Annotated in this window: 10 protein-coding genes and 1 tRNA gene; 3 read left to right on the forward strand and 8 right to left on the reverse strand. The window is 56.6% G+C overall.

The window, feature by feature from the left end:
* Positions 1 to 170: 170 nt before the first annotated feature.
* Positions 171 to 920 (forward strand): hypothetical protein, encoded by a 750-nt coding sequence (locus UH5x_RS10770; protein WP_047815606.1) that lies wholly within the window; start codon positions 171 to 173, stop codon positions 918 to 920.
* A gap of 44 nt (positions 921 to 964) precedes the next feature.
* On the opposite strand, the gene UH5x_RS10775 is transcribed toward UH5x_RS10770, so the two are convergent.
* The 6 genes from UH5x_RS10775 to UH5x_RS10800 all read right to left on the reverse strand — a co-directional run bounded on the left by UH5x_RS10775 (position 965) and on the right by UH5x_RS10800 (position 7,919).
* Positions 965 to 2,428, reverse strand: a complete 1,464-nt coding sequence (locus UH5x_RS10775; protein ID WP_482635660.1) for an SHD1 domain-containing protein — start codon at positions 2,426 to 2,428, stop codon at positions 965 to 967.
* Between the two features lie 2 nt (positions 2,429 to 2,430).
* The gene (locus UH5x_RS10780; protein ID WP_482635960.1) at positions 2,431 to 3,954 is read right to left on the reverse strand and encodes a DUF1570 domain-containing protein; all 1,524 of its coding nucleotides are present in this window, start codon (positions 3,952 to 3,954) and stop codon (positions 2,431 to 2,433) included.
* Positions 3,955 to 4,287: 333 nt separating this feature from the next.
* Positions 4,288 to 5,034, reverse strand: a complete 747-nt coding sequence (locus tag UH5x_RS10785) for an HIRAN domain-containing protein (protein WP_083435014.1) — start codon at positions 5,032 to 5,034, stop codon at positions 4,288 to 4,290.
* The gene (locus tag UH5x_RS10790) at positions 5,034 to 5,957 is read right to left on the reverse strand and encodes a HipA domain-containing protein (protein WP_047815603.1); all 924 of its coding nucleotides are present in this window, start codon (positions 5,955 to 5,957) and stop codon (positions 5,034 to 5,036) included. The genes UH5x_RS10785 and UH5x_RS10790 overlap by 1 nt, the downstream gene beginning before the upstream one ends.
* A 264-nt stretch (positions 5,958 to 6,221) precedes the next feature.
* Positions 6,222 to 7,634 carry an arylsulfatase gene (locus UH5x_RS10795; RefSeq protein WP_482635661.1) on the reverse strand — a complete coding sequence of 471 codons (1,413 nt, stop codon included), beginning with the start codon at positions 7,632 to 7,634 and terminating at the stop codon, positions 6,222 to 6,224.
* Between the two features lie 211 nt (positions 7,635 to 7,845).
* Positions 7,846 to 7,919: transfer RNA gene (locus tag UH5x_RS10800), tRNA-Met, on the reverse strand.
* 321 nt (positions 7,920 to 8,240) lie between these two features.
* Between UH5x_RS10800 and UH5x_RS10805 the strand changes: the two genes are divergently transcribed.
* Both UH5x_RS10805 and UH5x_RS10810 read left to right on the forward strand, forming a co-directional pair.
* A complete protein-coding gene (locus UH5x_RS10805) occupies positions 8,241 to 9,839 on the forward strand; it encodes an ABC transporter permease (protein WP_482635662.1) in 1,599 nt (532 codons plus the stop codon).
* 82 nt (positions 9,840 to 9,921) lie between these two features.
* Entirely contained in the window at positions 9,922 to 10,689 is a 768-nt protein-coding gene (locus tag UH5x_RS10810) for an ABC transporter ATP-binding protein (RefSeq protein ID WP_047815482.1), read from the forward strand.
* Positions 10,690 to 11,063: 374 nt separating this feature from the next.
* On the opposite strand, the gene UH5x_RS10815 is transcribed toward UH5x_RS10810, so the two are convergent.
* Entirely contained in the window at positions 11,064 to 13,268 is a 2,205-nt protein-coding gene (locus UH5x_RS10815; protein ID WP_482635663.1) for a multiheme c-type cytochrome, read from the reverse strand.
* 209 nt (positions 13,269 to 13,477) lie between these two features.
* Complete coding sequence (locus UH5x_RS10820) at positions 13,478 to 14,737, reverse strand: DUF1573 domain-containing protein (protein WP_482635664.1); 1,260 nt, start codon at positions 14,735 to 14,737, stop codon at positions 13,478 to 13,480.
* Positions 14,738 to 14,846: the final 109 nt, after the last annotated feature.

The following is a 14,846-nucleotide window of genomic DNA, read 5'->3' on the forward strand; positions in this document are numbered from 1 at the left end:
GTTCAACATTGTAAGCAAAATTGATGACGGTTTGGTTTCCGATCCTCCCATTCACCGAATGCATGCTCACAATCGTCCCCTGGAAACAAATCGCGGTTGCCAAGAGATTGGGACAACCGCCGATGACTCCATGTCCCCTCAACGACCGCCCAAATGGCGACATCAGACCAATGAGCCTTCCCAACTCAACGTCCCACCCGGGCGACTCATCCGGCACCATGATGGATCACTTGGTCCTGTCGTACCTGGACATCCGCCGGGCGATTGGATGGAGCGGTTTGCTGCTGCCATTGCTGCTTGGTCCTGGAGGGATGCTGTTGGGCATCGATATCCAAGAGAACATGAGCAGCTACTATCACACGCCGCTACGAGACGTGTTCGTGGGGACGCTCTGCGCGATCGGCATTTTCCTTTTCTGCTATCGCGGGTACGACCGAATTGAAAACTGGACCGCCAACATCGGTTCGGCTGCCGCCATTGGCATCGCACTTTTTCCTCTGGACTACGGCAGTGATCCGTTGATTCAGAAATCACTGGTGGGCTACGTTCACACCATCAGTGGCGGTGTTTTCTTTGTCACCCTGGCGTTCTATTCCCTGTACCACTTTCCCCGTGATTCCCAGCGAGAAGCGGAGTCCCATTTGTTCGAACGATCGTTCGCTTTTCGAACCAGCGGCTTGGTGATTCTGTTCATCACGTTTGCCATGGGCGGTTACATGGTGCTGCTCCCACAAGACTGGAAGGACTGGCTGAACGGGTACAACTTTTTGTTCTGGGCCGAATGGATCGCGGTGTGGGCCTTCGCCAGTTCTTGGCTCGCCAAAGGCCGCGTCATCGTCACCGAGATCGGTGTTGAAATCCTGGCCTATTCCCGAAAAATGGTGCTGCAGCACGGTTTGGGAATCAAAGACAAACCGTGAACAATGGCAGGGCGTGCGAGAAGACAAACCAGGTGACACCGCGATCAAGATCCCTGATCCCGCACACCAAAGGTGCGAGCGAACTCAACGTCCTCGTCACTGAGTTTCTCCAGCGGCACCGAAATCACTTGTCGAGTGTCCAACCGCAACAGCGAAACCGATGCCTGATCGACCGATTGCAACATCGCTTGGATCGTGAACGAGCCGCTTGGGTCCGACCACTCCCGCGGGAATTTGGTCGCTGCTTTCCGAATCGAATCCCAGCGACTCAAAATGGACTCGAAATGAATGTCCTCCTTCCAATCGGATTCGTCACGGAGTCGTTCTTCGAGCAGACGCTGCAACTTTGAATTCGCTGGCGGCGGAGCGCTGTTGGAAGCGATCTGCACCAACTGAACCCCCACAGCCAAATTCGGGCGGTAGCTGCTTCTCTTTGGCCGAGGCTCCCAATGCTTCGTCATCTCCGATTGCTGCTTCATGGTCAATCGCGGCAGATTGCTGGCGTCAAAAGCATCCATCGTTGGCAACAGGTCATTGTCGAACAGCATCGCTCGAACGGGGTCGAGATAGTGAAAGCCGATTCGCAAGTCGAATTGATCTGCTTTGCCAACATAGCTTGCACCTTCGATCTGGTAGTCCACGCTCCCGGCGTACGGCATGCCCATTTCGGTTGAGAACTCCCACATGCCCGACCCCGAAAGCGTCAGCTTGTTTCCCGCCGTCACACCACCCGATATCTCGACTTCACGATCAAACGCCAGATGCCCATCCTGCGATGACTCGCGAGGCGTCAGCAACGAGAGAACGGACAGGTCTGACTTGGCCACCTGATCACTGGACGAGGAAACCAAATTCAACTTGCCGACGCTTCGCGTGCTGAAGCCCGACTGTGTCTTCCCGTCCTTTGGCAGTTGCAGAAACACCAATCCCGCAACGGGACCCGCGGCGAAGGGCAGGGTGCCGACGCTACCTCTGCCTCGCATCGCTCCCGACCGAGTGCAAGTGATTTCTCCCTCACAAAATTGAAACAGTCCTGGATAACGTTCCAACTCGTAGAGAATTCGGCGTTGCTGTTCCTTTTGAACCGCCGCGGCTCTCTGACTCGCCACTTGCTGAAGGCGAGCCATCCCGGGATCAGGCGGCGCCGGGCCAAAGTGATTCGATGGCCCAGCCTCGTACGATTCCCGAGTGCGTCGGTGATAGGTCGCCAAAGCTTCCTTGCTGCTCATCAATTTGTTTCCTCGGAATGGAATCGTCCGGTAGGTTCCCGACCATTCATTCGAGTCCGACTCGGAGACGACAAAACGCAACCGACATCGCTGTCGGACTTGGATTGGATTCCGTTCGCCTTCGGTTCGTTCCATGATGCGGAATTCAATGCCGTAATCAAACGTTTGCCCGGCCTTGGGAACGTAGGCGACATCCTGCCCGGGCAGGCTCCCACACGCGACGCCCAACCACACCATCCAGCCTGCCGCGACCCAGCCGCATTTTGTTCGAGTCTGCATGCTCACAACTCCTCCGCCAATTGTTCCATGTCCGTCTTCAGAGTTCGCATGTAGCGTCGCCACTCCAATTCCAATGTGACTTGATCGCCAAAGCACTCACCGAAGAGCTCCACCAACTTGATGGCTTTTTCCTTCGGCGGAGTGTCAGCGGGAATCTTCCGCGACTTGCCATAGAACTGAATCAATTCATCGAATCGTTCCGTGAACAAATAATGCGTCAGCGCCCAAGCCTGTCCGTACGCGGGCAATTGATCTCCGAGCGCCGTCTCGACGAGGAACCCCAGGTCCGAAACGATGAACTCCACACTGCCGCGAATCGTGTCGCCTTCCAAGGCACGGTAGTAACTGATCCGACTTTCATCGACGACGCCGACGCCGCTCCACACCGCCAACTTGGACGATTCAAAGTACGACGCCAAACCTTCGTGGACCCAACGAATGAACACCCCGTCGCGTGGGAACAGCCCCGTGTTGGCCGCCAAATGGTGAACCGCCTCGTGGGAAACCGTCGCCACATCCTCGCTCTCGTGTTCGATATCAACCAGCAACGAAACCGTGTTGGCAAGCCGAATGATGTTGGCAGCGTTGGGACTGCGAGTCCGCCGGGCCTGCTCTTTCAATTCATTCAGTTCGTCCGTCAACTCAATGAGATACCGAAAGACCTCGCTGGTCCCGGAGTCGTAGAAGAACGAGATATTTTCGTCGGGGAGATAAAAACCAGCGACCTGCTTGAGCCCCATTTCAAGCCGTCGTTCCATCAACAAGAAATCCTTGTGCTGCGAGAACAAGACCGCGTTGAGCGGTTCGCTTGGCGGTTTCAAATAAAAACCACGCAGGGCAAACGTCAAAAAGTACGACTCGTAGACTTTCTCCAACAACTCCAGACGCATCTCCGCCCGAGTCATCTTGGTCACCGCATCCTTTTCGGTTTGAGGGTCGTGGAACAATGCAAAGTGCCTGCTCCGCGACATCTCCATCCGACTCCCACCAATCAGGTTTCGAACGTGAGCTTCGCTGGCGGAATCATTGGGAACAGCCCGATTGATGTGCACCATCAAAGACGCCAATTTTTTAATTTTGACATCGGTCGGATCCAGCTTCCAAGCATCACTCAGCAATGACTTGCACTCCTTCAGCATCCCATGCTGAAGCGCCCACTGGGCCAACTGGATATAGTTGTCGACCGTCTTCTCGCGGAGGATCTTCCCCGACTTGCGTTGGAAGATGGTCTGCCGGGTTGGCGTTTGAATCACCTTCAAATCACGAGCGTTGAAATACAGCGACCCGCGTGGATGACGAAACGTGACCGTGCCGCCCGGGTTGTAGTTCGTCTTGCCTTCCAACAACAAACCCGCGTCCGTTCCCGGGATCTGATAAATCGCATAGTCCGCTTGCACGGCCCTCGAGAAACTCGCCAAGCAACCACCTGCCACCAACCAAACGATCAGACTCTTCAGCAGCCCAGATCGTCGCCTACGTGTCCCCAAACTGCTTGGCAAGTCAGTTTCATTTGGATTGCCCGCCATCTTCGTCTCCATCACCACGAATCGCTCGTCCGCCACCCAAGCCCCCGTTCAGCTCAAACAAAACAGCCCGCAAGGTGTGGTCGGCATCCCCTAAAAAGGAGAGATTGTAACTCGTCCGCCCCCGCTTTGTTGCTGGCAGCCGCCACGAAAAAACGCGACAGCGATTGAGCCAGATGGCAACGACTGGGCGAAACGACTTGGTATCCGCAGGGATCGCTTTGGAACGGACTCGATCCTGTGCAAGTCCTCTGGAGCGATGTCCGGGCCACGGGCCGTCGCTTAACCCAAATCAGCGTCGGTTGCGTCGAAATAAAATCTCGGAGCGATCATGCGTCAGACCTTGCAACCGTCCACCAACGGCTGGAAGGTGTCATCCTGACATGGCTGAAAACCCGGCGGCCAGCATGCGTCCAATCGGCACAGCAATCGTTGTTGGGTCGGAGCGTCCGGGTTGATTCGCTCGACCGTCAGCTTGATTGTCGTCTCCGGACATTCTCGAATCAGTCGTCCAACGTCCGCAGCCAGATACTTCGGGACGTAGCCCAGCGGTGTTTCGCCCACGGAAATGGCCACTGCATTGGCGTCGTTCGGATTCTGCGGTTGCGGCCGCAGCGTCACACGATCGCCGATATGCAGGTTGTCGAGCACCGGTGCGGCGTTGGGCAAATGATAGCGAACGCCATGAGCGAAAAAGTAATTGACGTAACACCCGTGCGAATCGGGAACCGGTTGCGGGAACACCTCGACCGAATCGGTCTGCTTGCGTCCTTCGGTGCGGCCTAATAACACCAACGGTTGTGGCGGGTCGTCGGGATCAAATCCGCTCCAGTGCAAATACTTCCGGTACTCCGGTCGCGACTTGGGCAACAATCGATTCTCGAACAACGGAAACAGTCTTCGCGATTCGTAGACGCGGCTCAGATCCTCCATCCCGCTGAATGGTTCAAACCCCGGCAGCGTCATCGCCCCCCGCGTGTAGCAAAACGAGTACACGCCACTTGACTGCGACAATCGTCCAACCGGTCCCCAGACCGGATTGAGTGTCTCGGCTCGCCAAGCGACATATAAACGAGGATTCATCAGGAAAAGTCCGTCTCCAAAATTCGTCGTTGATTGATCAGCAATAATTCGACCGTGAAATTGCGAGCCACATCGGTCATTCGAGTGGCAGGAACGCGGCTCGCGATCGACTCGAGCTCTTCTCTCGTTACCAAACGCAGTCGCTCACGCCAAGCCGAGGCCGCAACAGGACATCGTTCCGCAAACGCCACGAAGGCGTCCAGTGTACCCAACACCCGTTCGTCGGTTTCGCGACCGTACAGCGAGGATCGGGCTTTTGTCGCGAAATTCTCGACGTTGTATCGCGGATCGGGGCCATAAAGACGACGCTTCCGTTTCTCCTCGGGTTCGTTTCGGGCGAGTGCCGCGCCGTGATCAAATGTCGGGGCGAGCGACGCCTGCCGTGCGCGGATCGCTCCCCAGTTTTGATGATGCCGATCCTGGTTGGCGATCAACACATCCAGCATCAAATATCCACAAAAGACATCGACCGCCGACCGCACGCCGGAAGGGAGATCTCGGCAGAACGAATGGTCTGGAAGGTCGAGTTTTTGTGCCGCGTTTGCGACCGCTTCAATCGTGTGCTGTCGCACCCCGTATTTCTCGCCGTCATCTCTTGGGTAAGTCTCGTCATACTCGCTGAGCAATTGATTTCCGAGATCCAGCCGTTTGGGTGCGTCAGCGATGTTGGGACAGATGACGCCAGGAGTCTTCGTCGGCACCTCTACCGCCAACTCGTAGTGAACGTGCGGAATGCCGAGTAGCTCACAAAGTTCACAGGCAATTCTTTCGGCCCAGTCCTCCCCGGTATTGCGTTCCTCCGCCTTGAACAACCACTCCGTCGATTCTCCCGGACGTCTGAACCAGAACTTCCGTTTGGTGCCAAGCTGTTCCAGGTTGCGAGCAAGATCGCGATCGACTTCGAAAATGGGAAACGTTGTCATCGGAAAGCCAAATGGGTGCGACGGGTTGCAAACTGCTTGGCAAGTCAGGTTCATTTGGATTGCCCGCCTTCCACTTCTTCATCACGACGAATCCCGCGTCATCACCCCCAGACCCAGTTCAGCTCGCACAGAGCAGTCCGCAAGGATGCGGTCGGCGCCACCTAAAAGGAGCGATTGTAACTCGCCCGCCTCCACGTTTGTCGCTGACAGCCGCCACGAAAAAACGCGACAGCGATTGAGCGAGATGGAAACGACTCGGCGAAACTACTTGGTATCCGCAGGGATCGCTTTGGAACGGACTCGATCCCGCTCGACACTATCGCTCCACTGCTTGAGTTCACGGCTGAGTTGCCGCGCGACGTCGGGGTGCTTGTCCGTCACATCACGAGATTCGGTCGGATCGTTTTGCAGATCGTAGAGGACCTCCGGCTCAGTTGAATCCTTCAGCTTTGCACTGCGAGTCACAAAGGGTCGCACGAGTTTGAATTGGCCCCGGCGAACCGCCGCGTTGTGGGTGTAGTTCGGATGCGCCCGATTCCATTGCCAAAACCGCGTGGTGGAACGACTCGCCGAGGCATTGTTCAGCACCGGCACAAAACTCTCCCCATCCACTTGGTTGTTCGTGGGCACCTGGACGCGGCAAAGATCCAAGATCGTTGGCATCAGATCCACAAACGTGACCATCTGATCTCGCTGGCCCGGCGTGAACCGATTCGCCCAACGAATGAACAAGGGCACGCGGATGCCGCCCTCATCGACTTGATACTTCGTGCCTCGCAACTCATGATTGAATCGCTCACCCGTCACCGGGTCGGGGCCGTTGTCACTCGCAAAGATGACAATCGTGTTGTCGGCCAGGCCCAAACCTTCCAACTCGGCGAGCAGTTCGCCAATCCCTCGATCCATCACCTCGATCATGGCATAGATCGTCGCCGTCGATTCATTGAATCCCTGGTCAAGATAACGTGCGATGATTTCAGGCGGCGCCTCCAACGGACGGTGCGGTGCGTAGTGCGCCAGGTGCAGGAAAAACGGATGCTCCTGGTGTCGGTGCACAAAATCGATCGCTCGGCGAGTCAGATCATCGGTCAGATACTGATCTTCCACGTCGCTGATCGTTCGCTGCTGCGAGAATGGATACTTGAAATAGTGGACGTCGTCGGAACCAAAGAAGCCCTCGAAATCATCGAAGCCGCGGTCGAGTGGATGAAACCCGTCGCCTCGTCCGGTGTGCCACTTGCCAACCAAACCGGTCGCGTAGCCAGCCTCGCCCAAGACATCGGCGATCGTCGTTTCATCACGCCGCAGGCGGGTCATCTTGGGGTACTTGTTCATGTTCAGCGTCACCACGCCGGTGCGGTGGGGATACCGTCCCGTCAGCAACGCTGCTCGCGCAGGTGCACAAACACAAGAACCACTGTAAGCCTGCGAAAACTGCACCGACTGCTTGGCGAACCGATCCAGATTCGGCGTCCTTGTCCGCTCGCCATCGCCGCCCGCCAAGTCACCGATCGCGAGGTCGTCCGCCAAGATCAAGATGACATTGGGTTGTCGACTCGTTGCCGTCCCGGGGTTCGCCTGCGCCGCGGCAACGCCCTCGCCAGCCAAAACCTGTGCAGGACATTCCGAAAGCAAGAGCCAGACAGAAGCGACAGCCACAAACGCAAAAGACTTCATTTGAGTTCCGGAGAGGCAGAATTGATCGATCGAAGTGTCTCAATACACGGCTTTGTCATCCGTCGGGGAGCCGCCCCGTGACGGAAGCTAATCACTCGCTGGCTCCAGAGCAATCAATGCCAGCCCTCAGAGACGCGAGCGCACAAAAAAAGCCAAACGCCGCGATTCACGGGGTTTGGCTTGGATTGTCTCGGCCGAGATGGCCTAAAAGTAGCGGCAGAGGGACTCGAACCCCCGACACGCGGATTATGATTCCGCTGCTCTAACCAGCTGAGCTATGCCGCCGCTCGAAATTGAGTTTCGAGAGGGCGAGAATGTAGGCGAATCCGGCAGGCTTGAAAAGACGGCTTCGCGGCTTCCCCACGGGTTTTCTGGTGTTCTGTCTCTTCCGCCGAAACGGTTTTGACGGCAATTCCGATTTCCATCGACCGCATTGGACGCGGGGCGTCGGGTGTCGGCATTTCGAACGTTGGACTTGAGCCGACTTCGCCAGATTGACGTTGTCGCGGTTTCCCTCGGACCGCTACAAACACCCCCTGGGACGAAGGACCGTACCGATCGCGCGAACCGATCATCCTTTTGATCGCCCCCTGGGAAGGAACTCGGATGTACCGACTGCTGCTTTGTTTTCGCTATTTGCGAACCCGCTACATCGCCTTGGCTTCGATCATCAGCGTCACGCTGGGCGTGGCCACTCTGATTGTCGTCAACAGCGTGATGGCTGGTTTCTCTGCGGAAATGCACGAGCGACTGCACGGGCTGGCCTCGGACATCGTCATCGAATGCCACGCGTCCGGAGGCATGCCCGACCCCGATGCCCACTTGGAGGAAATCAACCGAATCGTCGGTGACCAGATCGCAGGATCCTCGGTCAGCGTCCATGTCCCCAGCATGCTCGGCATCGATTTCAACGGCCAACTGATCACGCATCACGTCAACCTCGTCGGCATCGACGCGAAAACGTATGACAACGTCAGCCACTTCGGCCGCTATCTCCTGCACCCCGAAAACCAAACCGCGGTTTCGTTTGACTTGCGTGAAGACGGCTACGAAGAAGCTCGCGAGGGATTCCCTCACTCCGGATGGAAGTACCGCCGCGATCACGCGCGGATGGAAAAAGCCTGGGAAACCGAACGCAAACGCATCGAAGACCTGAGCCGAGAAGCGGCACGCCTGGCCAGCGGCAAACCACAACTCGAAAACACAGAGTTGGTCGAATCCGACGGTCCCTCGTTCGGGTTTGACGGGCCTTCGATTGGCACGATTGTGCCCGAAGGAATTCGGGAAGAAGGTTCCGGCGAAGCACCCGTCTATTTCGATCCCGAAGCCGACCAGTACCCCGGCATCATCCTGGGAATCTCAACCTGCAGCAACAAGTCACGCGACGCGGATGGCAACGTTCGCGATCACTACTATTGCCGCCCCGGCGACGACGTTCGCCTGATGTTCCCCAATGCCTCCGACAAACCCAAAGTCGTCAACCAAAAGTTCACCGTGGTGGACATGTATGAATCCGGGATGAGCGAATACGACAGCACGTTTGCTTTCGTGCGTCTGGATCAACTGCAAGATTTTCGCGGGATGATCGATCCGATCTCAGGCACCACCAGCATCACCACGATCCAACTGAAACTGATTGAAGGAGCGGACCTGAACGCCGTACGCGATGCTCTGCGTTTGCGTTTCCCACCCGACACATATGCCTACAGCATCCAAACTTGGCGTGACATGCAGGGCCCATTGTTGGCCGCCGTTCGCTTGGAAACAACGATCTTGAACATCCTGTTGTTCTTGATCATTGCTGTGGCTGGATTTGGCATCCTCGCCACCTTCTTCATGATCGTGGTTGAAAAAACACGCGACATCGGAACGCTCAAAGCACTTGGTGCCAGCGGCAGTGGTGTGATGAGCATCTTCCTCAGCTACGGCCTGTTGCTGGGCATCGTCGGCAGCGGCGTCGGTCTGATCGGTGGGATCGTGTTTGTTCACAACATCAATGACGTCGCCGCGGTGATTGAGAAAATCACGGGGCAAGAAGTCTTTGACCCCACGGTTTATTACTTCACCGAGATCCCCACGATCCTCAACCCATTCACGTTGGCTTGGGTGATGGCGGGTGCGATCGCGATCGCGACCACCGCCAGCGTTCTGCCCGCGATCCGTGCCGCTCGCATGCATCCGGTGGCTGCCCTGCGATTCGAGTGATTCACATCACGTCAGACGGACCGCCCGTTCGCTGCTGTTCCCAACCTCTCCCCATCCCCTCCTTCGACCAACGATTCAATCCATGCATTCCTCGCCTGAACTGCTGCTGGAAGCCCGCGGGATTCGCAAGAGTTACCACAAGGACAAAATCGAACTGCCCATTCTGCGCGGCATCGACGTTGGTTTTGCGGCAGGTGAAATGTCCGCACTCGTCGGACGCAGCGGCAGCGGCAAGAGCACGTTGATGCACTTGCTGGCAACGCTCGATCAACCCGATTCGGGAGAGGTGTGGTTTGATGGCTCACGCATCGACAACCAAAGCCGCGCCCGTCGCGATCAGTATCGCAATTCCCAGATTGGCATCATCTTTCAGTTCTATCACTTGCTGCCGGAACTGTCCGCGATTGAAAACGTGTTGGCCCCCGCCATGATTCGTCGCAGTGTTCTGGGTTACCTCCGCGATCGAAAGTCACTGCGACTTCGCGCCGAAGCGATGCTGGATCGAGTTGGATTGCTGGACCGCAGTCATCACCAACCGTCTGAGATGTCAGGCGGTGAAATGCAACGCGTGGCCATCGCACGATCCTTGATGTCCAACCCCAAACTGTTGCTGGCTGATGAGCCGACAGGCAACCTGGACACCGAAACCGGAGCCACGATCCTGAGCTTGCTTCGCGAACTGAATCAAGCAGACAATCTGACGATCGTGATGATCACTCACGATGACTCGATCGCGGAAACGGCTGATCGTTGCTACCGGATGTGCGATGGGTTGCTCGAAGACAAAGATTCGAACGCTGCCACTGACAACCGTTCCGATTCAGCCAAACTGGAAACCGTCGCGGCCTGACCAACCCACCTCACAACCCGAACGCGTCAGCGAGGGACCACACTAAGCAGGTCGGCAGGAATGACCACGCACAACCATGTGAGCCGTTTGGGCGTTAGCCCCGGTTGTGCGTGAAAACCGTGGCGAACGCCAACGGTTCACATACCCGATGACTCATGCGTACCTGCTTAACATCCTGGCCACTCCAGTGGCCAAGCGACGTAGGCCAGGTCTCACCTGGCAACCAGCCAATGCTTTGGAACAAAGCGAGGCGTGATCCAAGCACGATCACAAGAGCAATCTTTCCCCGCGACGAACCAACCCAGGTAGGACCTGGCCTACGAGGTTTGCGGCAGGGGAATGCCTTCAATCGCTTTGGTCTTCTTGCTCCACGATCAGTCGACCCCGTAGTGCTCGATCTCGGCCCAGTAGTCGTCGAAAGCGCCCTCTGCGTGGAAGTCGGGACTGTTGTCCAAATCGTGGCACTTCATGCACGATTCGCGAGCCTCCTCCAGCGGCAACTTCATCGCGTCCCGCAGACGAGTCTTCTCTTCGTCGCTGACGCCACTGTCGGCTGCTTCCGCTTTCGTGTGAGCCCCACCGGGACCGTGGCAGTTCTCGCAACCGTTGCCATGCAAATGGGAACTGGCTTCCAAGTCCAAGTAGCCGGAAACGTATGGGTAGTAACCTTGTGGGTTCCATCCGGTCACGTGGCATGAAATGCACTCGGGATCGAAGTGGCGAGAAACATCACCGCGTTCGCCTGGGTTGACCAAGTGCTCGGTGGCCTCGAAGTGAGCCGACCCTTCCCAGATGTCAAAGGCGGTCGTGTGACACTTGCCACACGCTTCCGAACCAACAAATTGACCGCCGGAGGGATGCTGAATGGGCTTGAGCCCCAAGTTGCTGAAGCCCAGATCGCGAAGTTGGAACTGGTAATCCTTCATCAACGCTCGCATCTCAGGAGCGTCGTCAAATTCGTGAGACAACGGCACACGGGCGTAGCGAATCGGTCCCTCGGGATACAAACCCACCAGCCCCGCGTACATGCCTTTGTCACCAGTCAAAATCGACTTGGTTTCCGTGCCCTCGATCGCCTGTGGCTGATAAGTCGGCTCGCCGTAGCCACCAGCAATCACGACCAGGTCGAAACCAGGAACCGCACGCACCAACTCCTGGGCGTTCTTTTCCTCGCCATAAAACGTCAGCACCGTGTAATCCGGATCCTCTCTCTGAATCGCTGCCAAAGCTTCTTTTGCCGCATCCACCAAGGCCGTCAGTTGAATGTCATCGCTGAGTTTGGTTTCCAACGAATCTGGATCCAGAATCGTTGTGACGCCCAACGTCATGCCGCCTCTGCGAACGACGCGGTGTGATGGCATCAACGAACGGTCGAACGGGATCACGTTGGCCGACACATAAATCGCTTCTTCCGGATCGCCAGGCGACGCCTCTTGGATCAAATCATTCACGCTCAAACGAACGTCGTCAGGTCCCAGGCCAACCGAGACGTAGCCCATCTTGCGAAGGGCTTCGAGTGAACGGTGAAATTTGATTTCCGATTGGCGACCGTAGCGACGGACCAAGTTCCCGGCGTCGATGGGTGCCATTTCCCATCCTTTCTCACGCAGCTGGTTCAGGAACGTCATTCGCCGAGCGACACCGCCCTTTTGATTTTCCAGCCCCGTGCAACCGCATGGCTCGATGTAACCGTGTTGTTGACCGGTCACGAACAGCGTCAGCGAGGGCGCGGGCCAAGTGTTGTAGTCCTCCGGTTCTTGACCACCGCCAACCGATTCCGCATCAATCAAAGTGTCGATGATTGGAGCATCGGGTCCCGTCAATTGGAAAGCGGTCGTGGCTTCCTCAGGGAAACTCAATCGCTCCGCCTCGGAGCTCTCCGCCTCGCTGAGCGGACGTTTGGCCACGATCTTTTCAGGTGCGATCCGATCCATGGGCGAGTCCGACAGATCCGCTGCGGGAACTTCCAACCGACGTGCGGTGTTAGCCCCCGCGTTTTTCGCGACCGCTGAACGATGATTCTCCGGCAGGCCCAGCGGGGTCGGCACGATTTCCGCTTCGATCTCCTTGCGAGCCATGGGCCTCGGCACGATTTCAACCTTGCCCAGATCCGAAGCCGACTTTTCTGACTGAGTGTCTTCCGCAGGATCGATTTGGCTCAGGTCCATTTCGCCATCGAATTTGCCGGTCGCAACTTTGGCAGGCACCGGCGATTCCTTGGCAACCGATTCCTCATCGGTTTCGACCGTCCAGGTCAGTTCGTCACCGGACCAGCCACCAGTTGGATCCACCGATTCCGCGTCCTCACGAGTGACGTCCAAGGCAGCCGACGTCGCGAAAGAAAGTGGTTGCTGGCGAGCGAAACGCCAGTCATCCGAAGGCAGTTGAACTCGCCCTCGGTAGTCCGCCACGGAATCAACCGCGACCGGTTCAACCGCCACCAATTCGGGTGGCGACAGTGAAGTGATCTCATCTTTCTCAGATTGTTTCGCCAGCGGCGCGGGCGAATAACACCCCACCACTGTGATCGCGGAAGCCCCCAGAACGGCCATCCAACAGGACCAACGAGAACGTTTCACAGAAGCGATCATCGAAGCCCCAATCGAGGTCGACAAACTGTTGAAAAAGGGGCGTGGCGATTTCATCTGGGCCTGATCAGCTGCGTTGAAAGAGTCTTTTCCCGACAATTCACGTCCAACGCAGAGGGGACCACGGTCGTCATGGATGGTTAGATTCGATCGCAGCGACGACATCGTCATGGTCCCCTTGGTTACGCGACCCGTTTATCTTAACGCGCCGGCAGCGAAAATTTCAGGCGTAATTTCATGGAAGGCACGTTGGGGTTATCGGACACAATCGTGACCAATCCGTAGTCTTCTCGGTTCATGCCCAATCGATCGATTTTTTCGTCACCAGGGGTCAAGGTGAACTCAAGGCTATACAACGACATGGAACCATTTTGGATGGGGTCATTCAGCTTGGCTTCCACGACACCTTCGGGAGTGACTTCTCCGATCGACAGCTTCGTCTTGTCACGTTCCGGTCCTTTCAAGACCACAAACGCCTTGGCCTTTTGCGGCCCTGGCTCGGTGATTTTCCCAAAGTCATAGATGTACCCGCCGCCGGAGACCCCGGTCAGCTTGGTGCTTTCCAACATGCTCAGCACACCGACGATCCGGCCCGTCACCGCCGCGACGATCGACTCCGCAGACTCGTCATCTTCGTTGAGTTCCGATTCGCCGTTGGCTGATGCATCGGCGATTGCTCCAACCTTGTGGAACGGCATCACCAAGTTTTGGCTCACGGAACCCTGTTCCAAACCGGGTGCGATGGAAGCTTTGACCAGGAAAGCCTGGGTGGCTTCGGCGTGCTCTTCGTCATCAATTTCAAGCGGCGTGACTTCAAACTTAGCCAGCTCGTTCATTTCGTCGCTGCTGAATTTGGGCTGGTCCAATTCAATCTCGTCGCTCATGTAGCTGTAAACCTTCAACTCCAATTCAATGGGCTCGCCGGAGGCAACTTCCTTGAAAGTCAACGTTTCGGGCACCAATTGCACCTGGCGAACAACCTTCCCGGTGATCTCGAAACGAATCGCGACTTGCGTGGGGTCATTGGTGCGAAGTTCGGCCGACTGTCCAAACGTGGTCTCATTGGTCTTCACCGTCCACGACATTTTGACTTCGGTTTTTTCGCCGGGAGCCAAACTCTCGTTTTCCAGAGTGCCGACGGTGCATTTGCAAGTCGAAGCCCCGATCTTCAAAGTCAGCGGCGCATCGCCCACATTCACGACGGTGAACGTGTGCTCCCCCTCTTCTTCGGGCTGCATGATTCCGAAGTCGTGCTCGTTGCCGTCCGGCAATTCGACCTTGGGAACATCTTCGCTCCATTCTTTCTTCAGCGACGCCATCGCGTTGGCCGCCGTCGTTTTCCCCTCGTAATCGATGGGCCCAAAGTGAGCCTCGTAATGGCCGTAGTTGGATTCATTGATGTTGTAGGCGATCGCAGCGCCGATTCCGGCAACGATCAAGCAAGCGAGCAACGTTTTCATGGCAAAACGACGACGAGAAAAGAAAAAACCAGAATCACCGCTGGGTTACGCCAGACACCCGCACTTGGTTCACTGCCAAGTGTCGTGAATCGTAAAACGCGGCTCATTG

The sequence above is a fragment of the Rhodopirellula sp. UH5 genome, from assembly GCF_056839225.1.

Coding starts and splice junctions, on each gene's coding strand:
- UH5x_RS10770 (WP_047815606.1), top strand. CDS start 171: ATGAGCCTTCCCAACTCAACGTCCCACCCGGGCGACTCATCCGGCACC.
- UH5x_RS10775 (WP_482635660.1), bottom strand. CDS start 2,428: ATGCAGACTCGAACAAAATGCGGCTGGGTCGCGGCAGGCTGGATGGTG.
- UH5x_RS10780 (WP_482635960.1), bottom strand. CDS start 3,954: ATGGCGGGCAATCCAAATGAAACTGACTTGCCAAGCAGTTTGGGGACA.
- UH5x_RS10785 (WP_083435014.1), bottom strand. CDS start 5,034: ATGAATCCTCGTTTATATGTCGCTTGGCGAGCCGAGACACTCAATCCG.
- UH5x_RS10790 (WP_047815603.1), bottom strand. CDS start 5,957: ATGACAACGTTTCCCATTTTCGAAGTCGATCGCGATCTTGCTCGCAAC.
- UH5x_RS10795 (WP_482635661.1), bottom strand. CDS start 7,634: ATGAAGTCTTTTGCGTTTGTGGCTGTCGCTTCTGTCTGGCTCTTGCTT.
- UH5x_RS10805 (WP_482635662.1), top strand. CDS start 8,241: ATGTACCGACTGCTGCTTTGTTTTCGCTATTTGCGAACCCGCTACATC.
- UH5x_RS10810 (WP_047815482.1), top strand. CDS start 9,922: ATGCATTCCTCGCCTGAACTGCTGCTGGAAGCCCGCGGGATTCGCAAG.
- UH5x_RS10820 (WP_482635664.1), bottom strand. CDS start 14,737: ATGAAAACGTTGCTCGCTTGCTTGATCGTTGCCGGAATCGGCGCTGCG.